15 protein-coding genes are annotated in these 18,039 nt (G+C 39.0%); 10 read left to right on the top strand and 5 right to left on the bottom strand.

Going from position 1 to position 18,039, the window contains the following annotated elements:
- Positions 1-35: 35 nt before the first annotated feature.
- Positions 36-644 (bottom strand): transposase, encoded by a 609-nt coding sequence (locus A8B79_RS11765; protein WP_066222807.1) that lies wholly within the window; start codon positions 642-644, stop codon positions 36-38.
- Between the two features lie 256 nt (positions 645-900).
- Between A8B79_RS11765 and A8B79_RS11760 the strand changes: the two genes are divergently transcribed.
- From A8B79_RS11760 to A8B79_RS11750, 3 genes are read left to right on the top strand one after another with little or no spacing between them, the layout of a single operon-like run.
- Positions 901-2,511, top strand: a complete 1,611-nt coding sequence (locus tag A8B79_RS11760) for a glutamate synthase-related protein (RefSeq protein ID WP_066222805.1) — start codon at positions 901-903, stop codon at positions 2,509-2,511.
- Entirely contained in the window at positions 2,508-3,881 is a 1,374-nt protein-coding gene (locus A8B79_RS11755; protein ID WP_066222802.1) for a DUF805 domain-containing protein, read from the top strand. Before A8B79_RS11760 ends, A8B79_RS11755 begins: the two co-directional genes overlap by 4 nt.
- Positions 3,881-4,708 carry a hypothetical protein gene (locus A8B79_RS11750; RefSeq protein WP_066222798.1) on the top strand — a complete coding sequence of 276 codons (828 nt, stop codon included), beginning with the start codon at positions 3,881-3,883 and terminating at the stop codon, positions 4,706-4,708. Before A8B79_RS11755 ends, A8B79_RS11750 begins: the two co-directional genes overlap by 1 nt.
- An 89-nt stretch (positions 4,709-4,797) precedes the next feature.
- On the opposite strand, the gene A8B79_RS11745 is transcribed toward A8B79_RS11750, so the two are convergent.
- A complete protein-coding gene (locus A8B79_RS11745; protein ID WP_066222938.1) occupies positions 4,798-5,679 on the bottom strand; it encodes a LysR family transcriptional regulator in 882 nt (293 codons plus the stop codon).
- 82 nt (positions 5,680-5,761) lie between these two features.
- On the opposite strand from A8B79_RS11745, the gene hutH reads away from it, so the two are divergent.
- From hutH to hutG, 5 genes are all read left to right on the top strand, one after another.
- Complete coding sequence (gene hutH, locus A8B79_RS11740) at positions 5,762-7,324, top strand: histidine ammonia-lyase (RefSeq protein ID WP_066222795.1); 1,563 nt, start codon at positions 5,762-5,764, stop codon at positions 7,322-7,324.
- Positions 7,302-8,972, top strand: coding sequence for a urocanate hydratase (gene hutU / locus A8B79_RS11735; protein WP_066222792.1), 1,671 nt, complete (start codon positions 7,302-7,304; stop codon positions 8,970-8,972). The genes hutH and hutU overlap by 23 nt, the downstream gene beginning before the upstream one ends.
- Before the next feature lie 107 nt (positions 8,973-9,079).
- Complete coding sequence (locus tag A8B79_RS11730; RefSeq protein WP_066222936.1) at positions 9,080-9,442, top strand: endonuclease domain-containing protein; 363 nt, start codon at positions 9,080-9,082, stop codon at positions 9,440-9,442.
- 4 nt (positions 9,443-9,446) lie between these two features.
- Positions 9,447-10,685, top strand: coding sequence for an imidazolonepropionase (gene hutI, locus A8B79_RS11725; RefSeq protein WP_066222789.1), 1,239 nt, complete (start codon positions 9,447-9,449; stop codon positions 10,683-10,685).
- Positions 10,663-11,655, top strand: coding sequence for a formimidoylglutamase (gene hutG, locus A8B79_RS11720; RefSeq protein WP_066222787.1), 993 nt, complete (start codon positions 10,663-10,665; stop codon positions 11,653-11,655). Before hutI ends, hutG begins: the two co-directional genes overlap by 23 nt.
- A 228-nt stretch (positions 11,656-11,883) precedes the next feature.
- Here hutG and A8B79_RS11715 read toward each other — a convergent pair whose 3' ends face one another.
- The 3 genes from A8B79_RS11715 to A8B79_RS11705 are packed head-to-tail and all read right to left on the bottom strand — an operon-like array spanning position 11,884 to position 13,428.
- Complete coding sequence (locus A8B79_RS11715) at positions 11,884-12,843, bottom strand: DMT family transporter (protein WP_066222784.1); 960 nt, start codon at positions 12,841-12,843, stop codon at positions 11,884-11,886.
- A gap of 23 nt (positions 12,844-12,866) precedes the next feature.
- Positions 12,867-13,061, bottom strand: coding sequence for a hypothetical protein (locus A8B79_RS11710; RefSeq protein WP_066222781.1), 195 nt, complete (start codon positions 13,059-13,061; stop codon positions 12,867-12,869).
- Between the two features lie 34 nt (positions 13,062-13,095).
- Positions 13,096-13,428: a TraR/DksA family transcriptional regulator gene (locus A8B79_RS11705; protein ID WP_066222778.1), complete on the bottom strand. Its 333-nt coding sequence runs from the start codon at positions 13,426-13,428 to the stop codon at positions 13,096-13,098.
- 66 nt (positions 13,429-13,494) lie between these two features.
- Between A8B79_RS11705 and A8B79_RS11700 the strand changes: the two genes are divergently transcribed.
- Both A8B79_RS11700 and A8B79_RS11690 read left to right on the top strand, forming a co-directional pair.
- Positions 13,495-15,507: an alpha/beta hydrolase family protein gene (locus A8B79_RS11700; RefSeq protein WP_066222775.1), complete on the top strand. Its 2,013-nt coding sequence runs from the start codon at positions 13,495-13,497 to the stop codon at positions 15,505-15,507.
- 290 nt (positions 15,508-15,797) lie between these two features.
- The gene (locus A8B79_RS11690; protein ID WP_066222771.1) at positions 15,798-18,026 is read left to right on the top strand and encodes a tetratricopeptide repeat protein; all 2,229 of its coding nucleotides are present in this window, start codon (positions 15,798-15,800) and stop codon (positions 18,024-18,026) included.
- The last annotated feature ends 13 nt before the right edge of the window (positions 18,027-18,039 follow it).

The raw sequence follows: 18,039 nt of genomic DNA, 5'->3' as shown, positions 1-18,039 counted from the left end.
CGCTTTCAACGAAATGATGGATTGATAACAATTTATTAGAACATTTTTTGAGAATAGTATGGAGGTATAGTTTTGTAAGATAGCTTTTCAAAATCTTTTTGAGACTTCGGTAGATGAAGTAGCTCTTTTGTGAATCCTATGTCACATAAATTTCCATTTCTTAAGCCACCATAATCTCTATACGAAGAATACGCCCAATCTTCTAGATTCTTTACAAGTCCTGCCCTTAAAGGATTTTGATGAATATAAAGAAAGCAGTTTAACAGGTAATCATCATGCTTATCTCTTTCTTCATCCATAAGCTTTGCTTTTGTTCTTTTTCGAAACAAAGATCCTGTTCTTCCAATTCTTCTATTTATATCCTGTGTATAAGAGCTTAATAAGGAACCTATATCTTTATTTATAGCATTCAATTTTTTTGATCTGGTATTCGACTCATAAATCTCCTTATAATTACTATTTATATTAATCAACCAATGAAAATGATTAGGCATCAAACACCAGGCTAATACTTTGCAGTGAGGTAATAAAGTAATTTTCATTTTCTTTAGGAATAGAATGTAGTCGTCTTCTTCAAAAAAGATTGGTTCTCTATTATTGCCTTGGTTGTAAATGTGATAGTTGTGGCCTGCCAAAAATTCCATCTAAAAATAAAACTCAAAAAAGCTAAATCTGCAATTAAATCTATTACCCATTCCACCATCTGTCGGGCTTTGCACGGCTGATGGTTACCTGATCTAGCCACTCCTTGGTTTCTACTCAAGTCCATTACCTCGCCTTCAGCGAAATGATGGATGAACCATAAAGGCTCTTCTAAATTTTATAACATTTACCTTAGTTCCTTTTATCCCTGAGCAAATTTTGGTTTATTCCTCTACTTAAATAAACCAATCTATTTATATGTTGCCTAAATCTATACTGAAGTGGGATGATCTTGAAGAACTTACTCCCGCCTATGCTCTTGTTTCAAATGTTGATCTTGTTATTGTTCGGTATGGCGATGAAGTTTCCGTCCTTTTTGGGCGATGTCACCACAGAGGAGCTTTACTTGCTGATGGACATATCGATGGAGACAACCTAATTTGTGGAGTACATGGCTGGGACTATCGTTACAAAACCGGCATAAGCGAATACAATAATGATGAAGCACTTCATAGTTTCAAATCCTGGGTAGATGATGGACAAGTTTGGGTGGATGAAGAAGAAATTGAAGAATGGGAAAAGGACAATCCTCAACCTTATCAACGCGACCAATATTTAGGAACCTATCAGGATATTCACGGAACAGACGATGAGCCATTCAATGGAGAAATTCAGGGACTGGCAAAAAACCGGATTAAAGAAGGTGCTCATGGAAGCGTAGAAGCCATGGGTGTTAGCCGACAAGAACTTCCTGTTTGGGATGATATTCAGTTTCAAACCGCACAACTCTCTCCTGCTCCTCAATTTGAAGATGTTGAAGTGAAGACTAAGCTGGTCATTGGACCAAAAGCTAAAAAACCGCTCGAATTAGATATACCACTCTTTGTTTCTGACATGAGTTTTGGTGCTTTATCCGAAGAAGCAAAAATTGCACTGGCAAAAGGAGCTGAAATGGCGGGAACGGGAATCTGTTCAGGCGAAGGAGGAATGCTCCCAGAGGAACAAGCCGAAAACTCCAGATATTTTTATGAGCTGGCTTCTGCCAAATTTGGTTTTTCAATGGATAAACTCAAAAAAGTACAGGCTTTTCATTTTAAAGGAGGGCAAGGAGCTAAGACAGGTGTAGGTGGACATCTTCCCGGAGAAAAAGTAAAAGGAAAGATCGCCGAGGTACGTGAACTCGAAGAAGGCACATCCGCAATATCACCACCTAAATTTGATGATTTGGTTACTCCTGATGATTTCAAAAAAATGGGTGATGAGGTTCGGGAAGTAACAGGAGGAATTCCAATTGGCTTCAAACTTTCAGCAAATCACATTGAGGAAAATATTCAATTCGCACTTGATGCCGGAGCTGATTACATCATACTGGATGGTCGTGGCGGTGGAACCGGAGCCGCACCAAGCGTGCTCAGAAATCATATTTCAATTCCAACTATTCCCGCGCTAGCCAAAGCCAGAAAATATTTGGATGGTAAAGGGCTCGGACCGGATGAAATCACTTTGATTGTAACCGGAGGATTACGAACCGCTCCTGATTTTGCCAAAGCTTTGGCTCTTGGAGCTGATGGAATTGCGGTATCAAATGCAGCCATTCAAGCTATTGGCTGTTTAGGAATGAGAGCTTGCCATACCAATAACTGTCCGGTAGGAATTGCAACTCAAAAAGATGATTTACGGGCACGCTTTGAAATTGAAAAATCAGCTGCAATGTTGGATAACTTCTTTCATGGATCAACAGAGCTTATGAAAATTCTGGCAAGGGCATGTGGTCACACCAGTTTTAAAGACTTTTCTCCTTACGACTTAGTAACCTGGAAAAAAGAAATGCATCATCTATCCGGTGTTGAATATGCGGGGGTTTTATGAAAGAAATTCTCTCTCTCTTATTCAAACTAGAAGGACGAGTTGATCGAAAGACTTATTTAATTGCCGGCTTCGGATTGATGTTTGGTAAATACTTAATTGATTCTCTGGTCATTTTCTTCCTTTACGATATCTATTGGTCACCTATTGACTATTTATCGCCTTTTATCTCTATGGATAGAGGTTTTATTTACACACTTAGACCTTCCCAGACCTTTTATATTTTCTTTTTGATATGGACTCTGCCTTTCATCTGGATCGGGGTCAACCTCATGATGAAAAGACTTTTAGATGCCGGAAAATCTCCTTGGTATGCATTATTCTTTTTTGCCCCCATACTCAACTATCTTGTAATGCTCGCATTGACAATGCCTGAGTCTGCACAAATAATTACTAAAAAAATTCAATCGGAATCCAAAGAATTAACAAACTCAATTTCGAATGCATTGTATGGGATACTCGCAGGAATTGTAATTGCTGCCATTGCTTTTGTTTGCAGTATCTATCTATTTGATATTTATAGTACTACTTTATTTATATCCACTCCTTTCTTTGTAGGTATAACGGCATCTTATTTTTTAAATAAAGATGGATTGGTTGGACAAGGGAAGTCTTTTTCACACACAATGTTCACTTTAGCTTTAGCAAGCGGAACTGCTATTTTATTCGCAGCGGAAGGTTTTGTATGCATTCTTCTTTCAGCTCCTATTGCATTAACTGTAGGTGGTATTGGAAGCTTTTTCGGATATCATGTTGCTCGATTACATGCCAACAGAAAGCAACTTTTGGTGTTATTTCCATTGCTTTTACTTTTTGGCCTTAGTGCAGATAAATTATTTACGAATAATAGCACCATGTCCATCACAACTCAAATTGAGATTGAAGCTTCAAAAGAGATCGTTTGGGATGAATTCATTGACTTCAAAACTATTGAAGATGAACCCAGCGGTTTTTTTAAACTTGGATTGGCTTATCCCATTAGTGCTCGTATTGAAGGTGAAGGTGTTGGAGCAATCAGATATTGTGAGTTTTCTACCGGAGATTTTGTAGAGCCCATTACAACGTGGGACTATCCGAATTTAATTCAGTTTGATGTATTAGAGCAACCTCAACCTCTTCAGGAGTGGAGCCCATATGGTAAAATAGTTACTCCCCATCTTGATAATTATTTTCGCTCAATAAAAGGAGAGTTTAAACTTGAAACACTTCCGAACGGAAATACTGTTATTATTGGTACCACTTGGTACAAAAATGAAATGTATCCTGCATTGTACTGGAAGGTTATCGCTGACAAAATTCTTTCTGACATCCATTTAAGGGTTCTGAAACAAATCAAAACTCAATCTGAAATCAGATCAAAAAGGGACAATTAATGAGATTCTCCACGAACATACTTATTGATAAGATCAATACTGCCCAGCTAGCACTTCATCATGCAGTTCAATTTATAGCTGCATCAGGGAAGTATTTGTTGGAAGAAAAGGAAGATGACAGCCATACCAATATGAGTTGGGATTCGGGGAATAAGATCTTCTACGGAGACTCTATTAACAACCGCTCCAGAGTTGGACTCCATGTCCCGACTTTAAGTTTAAAAGTAACCGGCCCAACGGGAATCGAATTGGCTTCACTTTCTTTGTCGGATAAAACGAAGCAAGAAGGATTATTGTGGCTACGTCAAGCACTTCAACTAAAGCAAATTGATTCTTCTGATCTTGAGCTTAAAATGCATTATGAGATTCCTGAAAATCCAACCGATGAGGCTAAACCTTTTCCGGAATTAGATTCTATAGTTCTTGAAGAATTGGCTAACCATAGGAGTATAGCTGATAAGTTTTGTAATGACATTTTCTCTCAGCATGCTAAGTCCTCACCCGCACGAACCTGGCCTCATCATTTTGATCATGGAGTGTATGTTCCTTTTCGGTTTAATGATAATGGTGAAGCGAATCAATCTTTCAGTGTAGGTTATGCCGTTGCTGATTCTGTAATTGGGGAACCCTATTTTTATGTGACCCAATGGAAAAAAGATGAAGAAATAGATTATTCGGAAACTCCTGAACTGGAATGTGGAAAATGGTTACCCGAAAAACTGAAAGGAGCCGGATTATCTCTTTCTGATATTTTGAATATGGATGATCAGGAAAAGCAGATACAAGAATTTATAAACAAGGCTGTGGCATTTAGCAAAGACGTCTAAACAATACCAATTTGTAGGGGCAATTCATGAATTGCCCCTACAAATTGGTATTTAGGTTTGCTAGTTTTGAAACCAGATAAAACTAATCCTCAACCCAATGTCCGGATCACTTTTTCCAGTATCGGATTTCTACTCTCTTCCTTCCAAATGGCTGATAGCGTTGTTCTTTGAGGGATTTTCTTCAAGTCGATGAATTTTATATTCAGATCAAAACCTTGTTTTAAGGAACTCGGCACAATTCCGACTCCCAACTCATTTTCCACCAAACGAAAAATGGTATTTGCATGAACTGACTCGTGCGCTACTTTCGGAGTAAAGCCTTGATCTTCAAAAATACTCATGATCTTATCATAGTAACCATGACTGTATTGGCTGGAAAACAAAATGAAACTCTCTTCTTTCAGATCAGAAATATTTTTAAAGTTTCCTGAAGATATCGAGTGCGACTTAGGCAATACCAAGCAAAAGGTTTCTTCAAAAACATCCAGCTTCTTTAATCCTTCCGGTAATCTCATTGTTCTGATAAAACCCAGATCCAATTGGTCATTTCTGATCTTATCCACCTGATCCTGATTGGTCAGTTCAGTAAGTACAAAATGAATTCCCGGAGAATCTTTGTTGATCTTTTTGAGTAGCGAAGGAATCACACTCTGCATAGCTGATCCGACAAATCCGATTCTTATTTCTCCTTCATCCCCTTTTGCAATGTGACGAATGTTATCTTTTATAAATCCCAGATGATCAAACAGAAACTGAGATTCTTTGAGTAGATATTCTCCGGCTTTTGTCAGCGACACATTTCGTTTATCCCTTTTAAAAAGCTCAACCCCAACATATTCTTCCAATTGCTGAATTTGCCTACTTAATGCAGGCTGAGTGATAAACAGTTTTTCTGCCGCTTTCCTGAAATGAAGTTCTTTCGCAACCGTTTGAAAATAATTAAGATGTCTGAATTCTATTTGATTACTCATAAGCATCAATATATACATATAAAGTATTTTAAAACATCATTTCAAAAATATATTTTCATTCATAATCTTAAATCAGTAGCACATGTTTAATCTCGGAATTGACACCATATCCATCCAAAACGTAATCGATATTTGCGATGGGAAATTACCCTTCCAGCTAAATAATGAAGCGCGAGCTAAAGTTGTAAAAAGCTCTGAGAACGTATCTCAAATTGTTGAAAGTGGCGATGTCGTTTATGGTGTAAATACAGGATTTGGTCCACTTTGCAACACTATAATATCAAAAGAAAATACAGCCAAGCTTCAGGATAATATTTTAAGAAGCCATAGTGTAGGCGTTGGTGATGCTATAGACCTGAAAATCGCCAAAGCGATGATGATCCTGAAAGCTCATAATTTAAGCGTAGGATTTTCCGGGATTCGGGAGGCTACTTTAGATCGAATTATTTTCTTCATCCAAAATGACATAATTCCTGAAGTTCCTGAACAAGGCTCGGTTGGTGCTTCCGGAGACCTCGCTCCTCTCGCTCATCTGTTTTTGCCGCTGATCGGATTGGGGAAAGTACATTATAAAGGCGAATGGAGAGAAACTCCTGATGTATATAGCGAACTGGGATTAGATCCCATCAACCTAAAAGCCAAAGAAGGATTAGCGCTGATCAACGGTACACAGTTTATTGCAGCACATGCTGTTTGGGGAGTGTACAATCTGCATCATTGCCTGAATGCTGCCGATATAATCGGAGCGATGAGTTTGGAGGGAGTTTTAGGAAGTGACAGTCCATTTGATGAACGTCTTCACGAAGTTCGTCCATTTGATGGCTCCCGTTTAGTTGCTCACCGACTTCGAGCTCTACTTCAAAATTCAGAAATGGTGGCTTCTCATGAAAATTGTGGTCGAGTTCAGGATCCGTATTCCATTCGTTGTATGCCTCAGGTTCATGGTTCCAGCAGAAATGCCTGGCTTCATGTTAAACAAATGGTCGATATTGAGATCAATTCTGTAACCGATAATCCGATCATCCTTTCTGCAGAAGAATCTATCAGTGGAGGAAATTTTCATGGTCAACCGCTTGCAATGCCCTGCGATTATCTGACTTTGGCTGCTCATGAAGTTGGTAATATTTCTGATCGTCGTTCTTATCTATTATTGAACGGTGAACATCCCGGACTACCAAAATTACTGATGACTGATATTGGTCTAAATTCAGGCTTCATGATTCCTCAATATACTTCAGCCGCTTTGGTAAGTGAAAATAAAGCGCTTTGTTTCCCGGCTTCCGCCGATAGTGTTCCAACATCTCTTGGACAGGAAGATCATGTAAGCATGGGCTCTATCAGTTCCAGAAAACTAAATCAGGTTATTGATAACGTAGAAAAAATTCTCGCTGTTGAACTCGTGAGTGCGGCTCAGGCATTTGATTTCAGAAAACCCATGAAATCCGGTCCAATTCTGGATACGTGCCATGAGCTGGTTCGGGATCATATCGATCACGCCGACGAAGACCGGGTTTTTGCTAATGATATCAGAAAAGCACTGGATCTTATTCAATCTCACATCATTTCACATAAAGCGGATGAGATCGCAAACAAATTAAATATAGACTTAAACGGATCATACGATGAACAATTCCGAGTTTCTTAAAAAATACGTCCAACATCCTAACTATACAATTCCAACCGGAACTACCCTGAATGCTAAATCTTGGCAGACAGAAGCTCCGCTTAGAATGTTACTTAATAACTTGCATGAAGATGTTGCTGAAGATCCTGCAAACCTGATCGTTTATGGTGGTAACGGTCAAGCTGCACGAGACCGCAAATCTCTGGAAAAGATCGTGGAATGTTTACTTGATCTGGATGAAAACCACAGCTTGTTGGTTCAATCCGGAAAACCCGTTGGGATAGTTCGTACGCACCCTGAAGCTCCAAGAGTTTTGATCGCTAATAGTAATTTAGTTCCTGAATGGGCAACTTGGGATCATTTCAACGAATTGAAAGAACGTGGTTTGATGATGTACGGACAGATGACTGCAGGTTCATGGATCTACATCGGAACACAAGGAATTCTTCAGGGAACCTACGAGACTTTTGTTGCTTGTGGAGAAAAACATTTTAATGGTGATCTACGTGGCAGACTTTTAGTTACCGGTGGACTTGGAGGAATGGGTGGAGCTCAGCCACTGGCAGCTACCATGGCAGGAGCTACATTTTTAGGTGTAGATATTGATCCGGCCCGAATCGAGAAGCGCATCAAAACCCGCTACATCGATAAAATGACTCATTCATATGAAGAAGCCATAAAATGGGTTACGGAAGCAAAATCCAACAAAGAAAACCTTTCGGTCGGATTAGTTGGTGATATCGGAGATGTACTTGAGCGATTGATAGAAGATGGAATAACACCCGATATTTTAACGGATCAAACTTCTGCTCATGATCCGATCAATGGATATGTGCCTCATGGAATTTCTTTGAAAGAAGCACAGGAACTCAGAAAATCTGATTCGAAATCCTACGAAAAGAAATCAATTGAAAGTATGGCACGACACGTTCGTCATATGCTTACTTTACAAGATCGTGGAGCCATCACTTTTGATTACGGTAATAATCTACGTGCTTATGCTCAAAAAGGTGGAGTTGAAAATGCGTTTGATTTTCCGGGATTTGTACCGGCGTACATTCGTCCACTTTTCTGTGAAGGAAAAGGTCCTTTCAGATGGGCCGCTCTTTCCGGAGATCCTGAAGATATTTATGTAACCGATCAGGCTTTAAAAGAAGCTTTTCCTGAAAATCACAATCTGATAAAATGGCTGAATGAAGCTAAAGAAAAAGTAGCTTTCCAGGGATTGCCTTGCAGAATTTGCTGGCTTGGAATGGGCGAACGCGAAAAAGCAGGCTTGATCTTCAACGATCTGGTAAGAACAGGAAAAGTAAAAGCACCTATCGTAATTGGTCGTGACCATTTGGATTGCGGATCGGTTGCATCCCCAAACAGAGAAACGGAAGGAATGAAAGACGGCACCGATGCAGTAAGCGACTGGCCACTTTTAAATCTGATGAGCAACGCAACCGGCGGAGCAACCTGGATCAGTTTCCATCACGGCGGCGGCGTTGGAATGGGATACAGCCAACACGCCGGAATGGTAGTTCTTGCAGATGGAACCGACCGCGCAGAAGCATGTATTCGTCGTGTGTTGTATAATGACCCTGCGATGGGAATATTTCGACACCACGATGCCGGTTACGAAAAAGCAACGGAAGTTGGGAATGAACATCAAATGATAATATAGACCCCTTCTGTCTTCCCCTTATTAAGGGGAAGGACTCGTTGTTTAAATTAAGATATATTTAGAAAGTTCTCCTCCTTATGAAGGAGGAGACAGAGGAGGTCAATAACATGAGTATCAAAAATCCAAGAAATAGCTTAGAACAAAGAAGAACTCTTCGGCGATCGATGACTGATGCAGAGACTTTGTTTTGGGAAAGAGTTAGAAATAAGCAGATTCTGGATACACGATTCAAAAGGCAATATGGAATAGGCCCTTATATCTTAGACTTTTATGTTCCAAAAGCGAATCTTTGTATTGAAATAGACGGTGGTATTCATAATCTGGAGGAAGTAAAGAGAAAAGACTTAAACAGAGATGCTTTTCTTGAAAGAAATGGTATACATGTCTTAAGGTTTAAAAACAGTGAAATTGAAAATGATATAGATAGAGTTGTAGAATCAGTTAAATTAAAAATCCAAACATCACTCTAAATTAATGAGCTCAAAAACTCTATACGGTCCTTTTAAACAGCTTTTAACCATGAACGGGTTACCGTTAAAAGGTCCGTTGAAGGACGAACAATTGGAGATTATAACGAATGCGGGAATTGTTATTCAGGATGGAAAAATTCTGGATTTGGGAAGCTATTCTGATCTCAAAAATATTCATCCTGATTCTGAAAAAAAGTTTAACAACAACTCAGAACAAATAGCACTTCCTTCTTTTATTGATTGCCACACTCATATTTGCTGGGGTGGAAATCGTGTAAATGATTATTCAATGCGTGTTGCAGGAAAATCGTATTTAGAAATTGCAGCTTCCGGCGGAGGAATCTCTGATACCGTTACTGAAACCCGAAAAGCATCTGAAGATAAACTAGTTGAGTTAATTCTTGATAGAGCCAAACAACATTTACAGAGAGGAATTACAACTATTGAAGTAAAATCCGGTTATGGTTTAAATCTGGAAGACGAGTTAAAAATGCTTTGGGCGATCAAGAAAGCGAATGAGAAAACTCCCGTTAGATTGATTTCCACTTTTTTGGGAGCTCATATCAAGCCCAAGGATTTTGATGGAAGTCATGGAGAATACTTAGATTTTCTACTGCAAGAAGTCGTACCAATTATTGTTGAAGAAAAGCTTGCCACACGTGCAGATATCTTTGTGGAAGAAGGTGCATTCGATATTGACGTAGCGAGAATCTACGCAAAGAATTTAAAGCTAAAAGGTTTTGATATAACTATGCATGTTGATCAGTTTCATCCGGGCGGATCAAAACTGGCGATTGAAGAAGGATGTGTTTCAGCGGATCACTTAGAGTTTACTGATGATGAATCTTGTGAACTATTTGGCCGATCCGAAACGGTTGCCGTTGCTCTTCCCGGGGCTTCATTAGGTTTGGGAATGCAATTTACTCCTTGCCGAAAATTATTGGATAATAACGCATGTGTAGCTATTGCCACCGACTGGAACCCCGGTTCTGCACCAATGGGAGATCTGACCACTCAGGCAGCTATTCTTGGAGCATCAGAAAAACTGACGATTGCAGAAACATTAGCAGGAATTACTTTCCGCGCTGCTCGAGCATTAAGAATTGAAGGCGGAATTCTAAGAAAGGGTGATGATGCCAGTTTCACCGTTTTTGAAACCGATGACTTTAGAAATATCTTTTATCAGCAGGGACAACTTAAGCCATCAGCAACTGTAATGAATGAGCAAAGCTTTGAATTTTAGTTCGAAGTTATATCAACCTACAGAACCTGAGATCTGGAATGGCCGGATTGATTCCATATCTGATTTTGACCAGTTCAGATATCACCAAGTTGTACATTGTATAGATCTGAATGATATAAGGACAGAAAATCAAACCGTTCTTTTGGGATTCGCTTCTGATATTGGCGTCCAAAGAAATGGTGGAAGAGTTGGAGCTGCAAAAGGACCAAGTCATTTCAGAAATTCTATCGGCTCACTTTGTTGGCATGGGGATGAAGACGGATTTATTGATGGTGGAAATATTATTCCGGAAAATGAAGACTTGGAAACTGCTCATCAGGAATTAGGAAAAGCTGTTCATCATATTTTAGAATCAAATAACAAACCTTTTGTTATTGGAGGTGGACACGAAACCGCCTTCGGTCATTTTTTGGGAGTTGCCTTATTTCTGAAACAGAAAAATCCAAAAGCTAAACTCGGCATTTTAAATATTGATGCTCACTTCGATTTACGACCACACAACGGAATTCCGCACTCAGGCTCTCCATTCCTTCAGGCTCATGAGCATGCAGAAAAGATCGATCTTGATCTGAAATATTTTGTCTATGGAATCAATCAGGATAACAACACAAGATCTCTGTTCAATAAAGCTGATGAACTTGGTACAAAGTTCTGTTTGAATACTGAGATTTTCAACAATGAGAAAAAGGGTTTAGAAAAAGTTCAAAACTTCATTCAAAGTCGGGATTTCATCTATCTGACTATTTGCCTAGATGTGTTCGAAACTTCATTAGCTCCTGCAGTAAGTGCTCCTGCATGGAATGGGTTGAAGTTGAACCATGCTTTAAATCTTATTCAGGTTTTGAAAGATTCCGGAAAAATGCTCTCGTCTGATATTTGTGAACTAAACCCTGAATATGATTTGAATAATCAAACTGCAAAAACAGCGGGAAGTTTGTTTAGTGCTATTATAAACTCTTCCAAAGTTTAATGAGCAAAAATATTCTTAGATATGCACTAACAACTTTGGAAGAGTTGATTAAAACCAACCAGCTCCCGCAGCCCTAAAGGGCTTGCTTGCATAAACTTTTGCTCTCGTTCCGAACGAGGATCTGAGGTCCTGCCTCAATGAAAGCACAGCTTTCTTAGTTCCGCAGCGGAGCTACGGAACTAGCATAAAGGTCGGTGCAGTTGGAAACTTTTTCTGAGATCTTTAGCTTTATTTTGTCAATTTATCCGGAAGCTTCTCTTCCAAAACTTCGACCGGTACTTCCAGCTCTTGTACTCTTGGGAATGCTTTTTCTTTCTTTTTTGAAGATCGTAAAGCAACTACATTTCCAACCAAGATCATTACAGCTCCGCTTAAGCTGATTGTTGTCCATGTATAATCTTCCAGAAAAGTAGAAATTGTAAGTGCTATGACCGGAGCAATTAAGGAAACATAAGCAGCTTTACTGGCTCCGATGTTTCCGATCAATGTCATGAAAGCGCCAAATGCGATTATTGAACCAAATATTGCCAGATATAACAGTGACAACACATAGCTTTGTGACACTTCAAATCTGATCTCTTTCCCTAAAATAACGGCGATTACAAACATAGCGATCGCACCGTAAACCATTCCAAAAGCGTTGGATTGAATGACCGGTATTCCGGCTTTTTGATTTCTCGCTGATGTAATATTTCCCAATGAAGCCAGGTAAGTGCCTCCCACTGCGAAGCATAAACCGATGATCTTACCATCAGTAAATGAAAAGTGAGAAAGATCTTTCCAGAATACCATTCCTGTTCCAACCAGTCCTAAGAATCCCCCGATAATTACTTTGTTTTCGAAAGGAGTCTTCAGAAAAATCCGCCCATTCAGGATATTCAGGAAAACCAATAGAGAAAAGATCAATCCTACCAAGCCGCTGGTTAAATAAAGCTCAGAGGTATAGACTAACCAGTAATTAAACCCAAAAATGAGAAGCCCTTGCAATAAAATGAATTGGTGTTCTTTTCTGGTGAAGTTCATCTTCATTTTCCACAGAGAACAAACGATCAGCATCAATACACCTGCAATACCAAAGCGATAGGAAACAGACAGCATCGCATCCACATTCCCAACCTGAAATTTGATCACATACCAGGTCGATCCCCAGATGAGGACAGGTGTTATAAACAGGAGAGCGTTTTTCATTTTCTGATTATACGCTTTTTCTCCTAAAAGACTTCAACATCAAAAATATTTTCTGAATGGGATGCTTCAAAATTTACCAATCCTCCAAAAAGATCTAGGACGTTTTCTCTGTTTAGAAATGACTCCTCATCAAAATTACCTGGAGAATAGAACAATCGTTCTTTATTGTTTCCTCTGTTATAAATGTGATAGTATTTATTTGGCTCGAGTTTTAGCATTGCTACCTATTTAACTTTTTCCAGTTAATAATACCTAACCAACACAATCCACACATCTGGTTACATGTGGCATATATTCCAACCTCCCAAATGGAATTTCATTCCCGCATTTTTGGCAATTTCCAAAGTCTTTATCACCTGATCTTTCTAATGCCTTTTCTAATCTTTGAAGGATCTTTTTCTTCTCTCTTAAAGAAGCCTCATTAATGGTTTTGTTGTTGATGGCATCCATTCTGGAAATTCTACCAATCGAAGCATCCAAAGGAATGGGTTTGATCAACTCCTGAAGTTCTTCAATATCAATTTTTATAGATTCAATTCTGTCTTCAATTACCTTGAGTAATTTTGATTTCTCTTCGGAGTTCATCTGCAATACATCTATTTATTATATTCCTTCATGATACTAAAACTAAATAACACAAAATTTGATCAGATGGATATCTTAAAAAGATCTTTATGGTTTACAGCATCAATTATTCTGCTTTTCTCTACTGATGTATTATTCGCTCAATCGGGATTAACTCCTACTCAATTAGCAAAAATTGAATCTGTTGGCAACGTTTATATTTCTGAAGATGGACAATTCGCAGCATACACATTATCAGTCCCGGCTGATCCTTTCAAAGAAAATATTGCTGAAAGTACTCATTTATATCTGTTGGATATCGCCACAAAAAAATCGATTCCATTGATCACCGATAAAAATGTAAGAGGAATTTCTTTTAGGCCGGTTAAGAACACACTCACCTATTTGGTAAATGGAGACCTGATTGAATACTCAGTCGAAGAAAAATCATTCATGAGAATCTTCGATTTTGAACAATCCATTTCCGGATATGAGTGGGCTTCTGATGGAGATCATATTGTGTTCAGAGCATCGGAACCCAGACCGGAAAAAACATCTCCCCTTCCTTATGCTCCAGAGATCTATGAAGAAAACCTCAGTAACACTTGGGCTTATATTCAGAATGTAGCTAAAGAGGGACACACACCTCATCGAATTCCGGTACAGGGAAATGTATACTCTGCTTTCTGGAGTCCCGATCGTTCCAAAATTGCAATGGCTGTAGCACCTTCTTCTTTGGTGGATGATTCATTCATGGAACAAAAGATCCTTGTCGTTGATCACCATTCCAAGGAAATATTAGCTGAAGTTGATCACACCGGAAAGCTGGGATCGTATGTCTGGAGTCCTGATGGCAGCAAATTAGCATTAGTTGCTGCAGCAACCATCAACGATCCGATTGCCGGAAGAATTAAAATTGCGGATACTGAAACCGGAGCAGCTACTCTTCTCCAAAAAGATTACCCCGGAATGTTTCATCAACTGATGTGGAAGGATAACAATGAATTATATTTCCTATCCAGTAAAGGTGTACAATCTGAGTTTGGTACTGTAAATGTTGGATCCGGAAAAATGGATGTCATCAATAATTCAGAAGATGTTATCATCAACGCATTTTCGATGGCCGGAAATGGAACTACTTTGTTGGATGCAGAAACCTCCTCTCATCCTGATGAAGTGTACCTGATGAGCAAAAACATGAAGAGCGCTTCACGAGTAACCAACAGCAACCCTTGGTTAGATGAAGTTGAACTGGGACAACAAAAAGTAGTTACCTACACCACCAAAGATGGAACGGAAATTCAAGGTCTCTTGATGTATCCGGTTGGATATGAAGAAGGAACTCGTTATCCGTTGATCAATGTAATTCATGGCGGACCGGAATCTCATTACGACAACGGTTGGTTAACCACTTATTCAATGGCTGGACAAGTAGCTACCGCTCAGGGGTTTGCAGTTTTCTACCCAAATTACAGAGGAAGTACGGGACGTGGATTGGAGTTCGCAATGAGCAGTCAAGGCGATCTTGCAGGAGCTGAATTTGATGATATTGTAGAAGGTGTTGATCATTTGATCGAAATTGGATTGGTTGACAGCGACAAAGTTGGAGTAACCGGAGGTTCTTACGGTGGATATGCCACTGCATGGATGAGCACCAAATACAGTGATCGTTTTGCCGCGGGAGTAATGTCGGTTGGAATCAGCAACAATATTTCCAAATGGGGAACCAGTGATATTCCTGAAGAACTGTATCACGTTCATGCCCGCAAAAGAATCTGGGATAACTATCAGGGATATTTAGAACGCAGTCCGATCTTTCATGTTGATAATGCCAAAACTCCACTTTTGATCATGCATGGAAAAGAAGATACCCGCGTTGATCCCGGTCAGTCTTATGAACTTTACAGACATATAAAAACCCGAACATCAACTCCTGTTCGATTGGTTCTTTATCCCGGTGAAGGACACGGAAACCGTAAAGCGACAGCTCGTTTCGATTTCAATTTAAGAATGATGCGTTGGTTCAATCAATATTTGAAAGGCGAAAAAGAACGACCGGATACTGAGTTGGATATTGAAACTACGAATATTGAGAATTGATGGGAGTCTATCCTTAAAATGGTTTTTGAATCACGGATTAGTTGGATTAAAAGATGGCACGGATTTTATGCAGATATTAAAAATCCGTGTTAATCCAAAAATCTGTTTAATCCGTGATTCAAACCTATTTACTAATTTCCTGCCCAACCCTCGCTTCGATGCTCTGCGTTAGAGCGTTTTTATTTACGAACTTCGTTAGCTAACTAACCATTTCCATTTTTAATGCTTTAAACAAGCAAGTCATCCATTTTTTTAGTTTATTTACATGATTTAAAATTTGGGTGGGGTATATGGATTTTCGCAATCTTATTGCTGAGCTGAAACGACGGAATGTTATTCGCGTCGCCACTGCTTACGCCATAGCAGGATGGCTTATCATTCAGATCTGTGCTACTACCTTTCCTTTCTTAAATCTGCCGGAATGGTTGATTACTGCCGTTATCATTTTTGTTCTGATAGGCTTTCCTCTCTCATTAATATTTGCATGGGCTTTCGAATTAACCCCCGAAGGGCTAAAAAAATCTAAAGAAGTGGAAATTACCGAATCTGTAACCAACAGAACGGGGAAAAAACTGAATGGGATTATTATCACTGTGCTTTCAATGGCGGTGATCTTTCTTTTGGTGGAACGCGTGTTTTTCGCTGAAGCTGCTTTTATTCAAAACCAATCAGAAATTGAATTTGAAACAGCCTCCATCGCCGTACTCCCTTTTGTAGATATGTCTGCCGGACAAGATCAGGAATATTTTTCGGATGGACTTTCTGAAGAACTACTCAATGCCCTTGCCAAAGTAGAAGACATGAAAGTAGCCGGACGTACTTCTTCCTTTAAATTCAAAGGAAAGAATGAAAACCTGAAGCTCATTGGTGATGAATTAAATGTCCAACATATACTAGAAGGCAGTGTTCGAAAATCAGGAAACCGAATTCGAATTACGGCTCAGCTTATAAAAGCTGACGATGGATTCCATCTCTGGAGTGAAACTTTTGACAGAGAGCTTACAACTACCAATATTTTTGATATTCAGGAAGAGATATCCCGAACAGTGCTAAAAGAACTGAAGGTACGATTGCTCGATGAAGATGAAGCTGAATTGGATAACGTTCCCACTCAGGACATTGAGGCATATCAAGCTTATTTGAGGGCCAATTCCTTTATAGCAGAAAGAAATATCGATAAGATCAATTTGGCAATCGACCTATATAAAAACGCACTCAATTTAGACCCCACCTTTTCTGAAGCTTATGCCAGATTAGCTATCGCTTATAATCTGCAGGGATATTATGGGAATGTTCCGTTTGATCAAGTTCAGGAACAGGTAAAAGAAAATGCTGAAAAAGCGTTATCAATCAACAAGAACGAAGCGAACGCTCACGCAGCTTTAGGTTTGTACTATTCAAACACTTTTGAAACTGATAAAGCAATAGGAAAATATGAACAAAGCATTGGATTAAATCCTAATAATCCTGATGTCTATAATTGGTTATCAATAGCATATAACGAGAAAGGAGATCTAAAAGAGAGCAATGAAGCTTATAAAAAAATGTATGCTGTTGATCCTCTGTCTCCGCTATCAATATATAACAGGGCCAGTGTTCATTTCTATGAAGGAGAATATGATGATGCATTAGCTTTATTCCAGAAGAATATAGACGACAACCCTGAATTTGCACTAACATATGCCGGTTTAAGCGTCTTAAAAGCACTCCCTCCTTATGGACAACTGGACGAGTCCTTTAAGTATTCTACAACTGCAAGAGCGTATGGAAGAGATTCAAGGGCTTTAGGCATCCTCTTATTAAGGGCATTAGATCTTCAGTTAGAGGATTTGGCTGATTATTATTTTACTCAGTTAAAAAATCAATACGGGAGCAGCTATGAGTATATAAGTTATATACCCTATTACTCTATTTTCAAAAAAGATTATAGCTATCTCCGGGAAGATATGTTCGAGTATATTGATGAAAATGATCTAACGATTCCTTCATTCTCTTTCTATATCTCATTATTGCATTATGGAAATAAGACAGGTGATTATGATCGTGTTTTAAATGAATTCAGAAAATTTGAGCCCGGTTTTTTTGAAGAAGAAATCCCTGCGCTTGAAATCCGGAACTTTTCCCAAGCGCGATTACTCGCCGACGTATATAAGAACATGGGAAATAAAGAAAGGGCTACACAATTATACAACGCGCATTGCAAAGCGGTTGAAGCTAATAAAAATGAGCTTGACCTTGGTGAAGATGGTGAAGCATACCTTGTCGAAAAGTATATCTGTTTAATCAATCAGGAAAAGTACGAAGAAGCCCTACCCTATTTTGAACGGGTGTTTTTAGAACTCAATCGGAAGTTAGCTGCATGGTACTTATTTGAAACCTTACCTTCTGAGGTCTATGAAATAGAAGGCTATCAAAAAGTGATCGATGAAGTACATTCTGAACTCGATCAGCAAAGAAGTAATGTAATTCAGTTTTTGAAAGAAGAAGGCGAATGGAAAGAAGAATGGGAAGAGAATTAAAAATGAAGAATGT

It is taken from the genome of Balneola sp. EhC07 (assembly GCF_001650905.1).
In the GTDB taxonomy this organism is placed as follows: Bacteria; Bacteroidota; Rhodothermia; order Balneolales; family Balneolaceae; genus Balneola.
The sequence above is the reverse complement of the archived record's forward strand: the minus strand, read 5'-3'. Positions and strand labels throughout refer to the sequence as shown.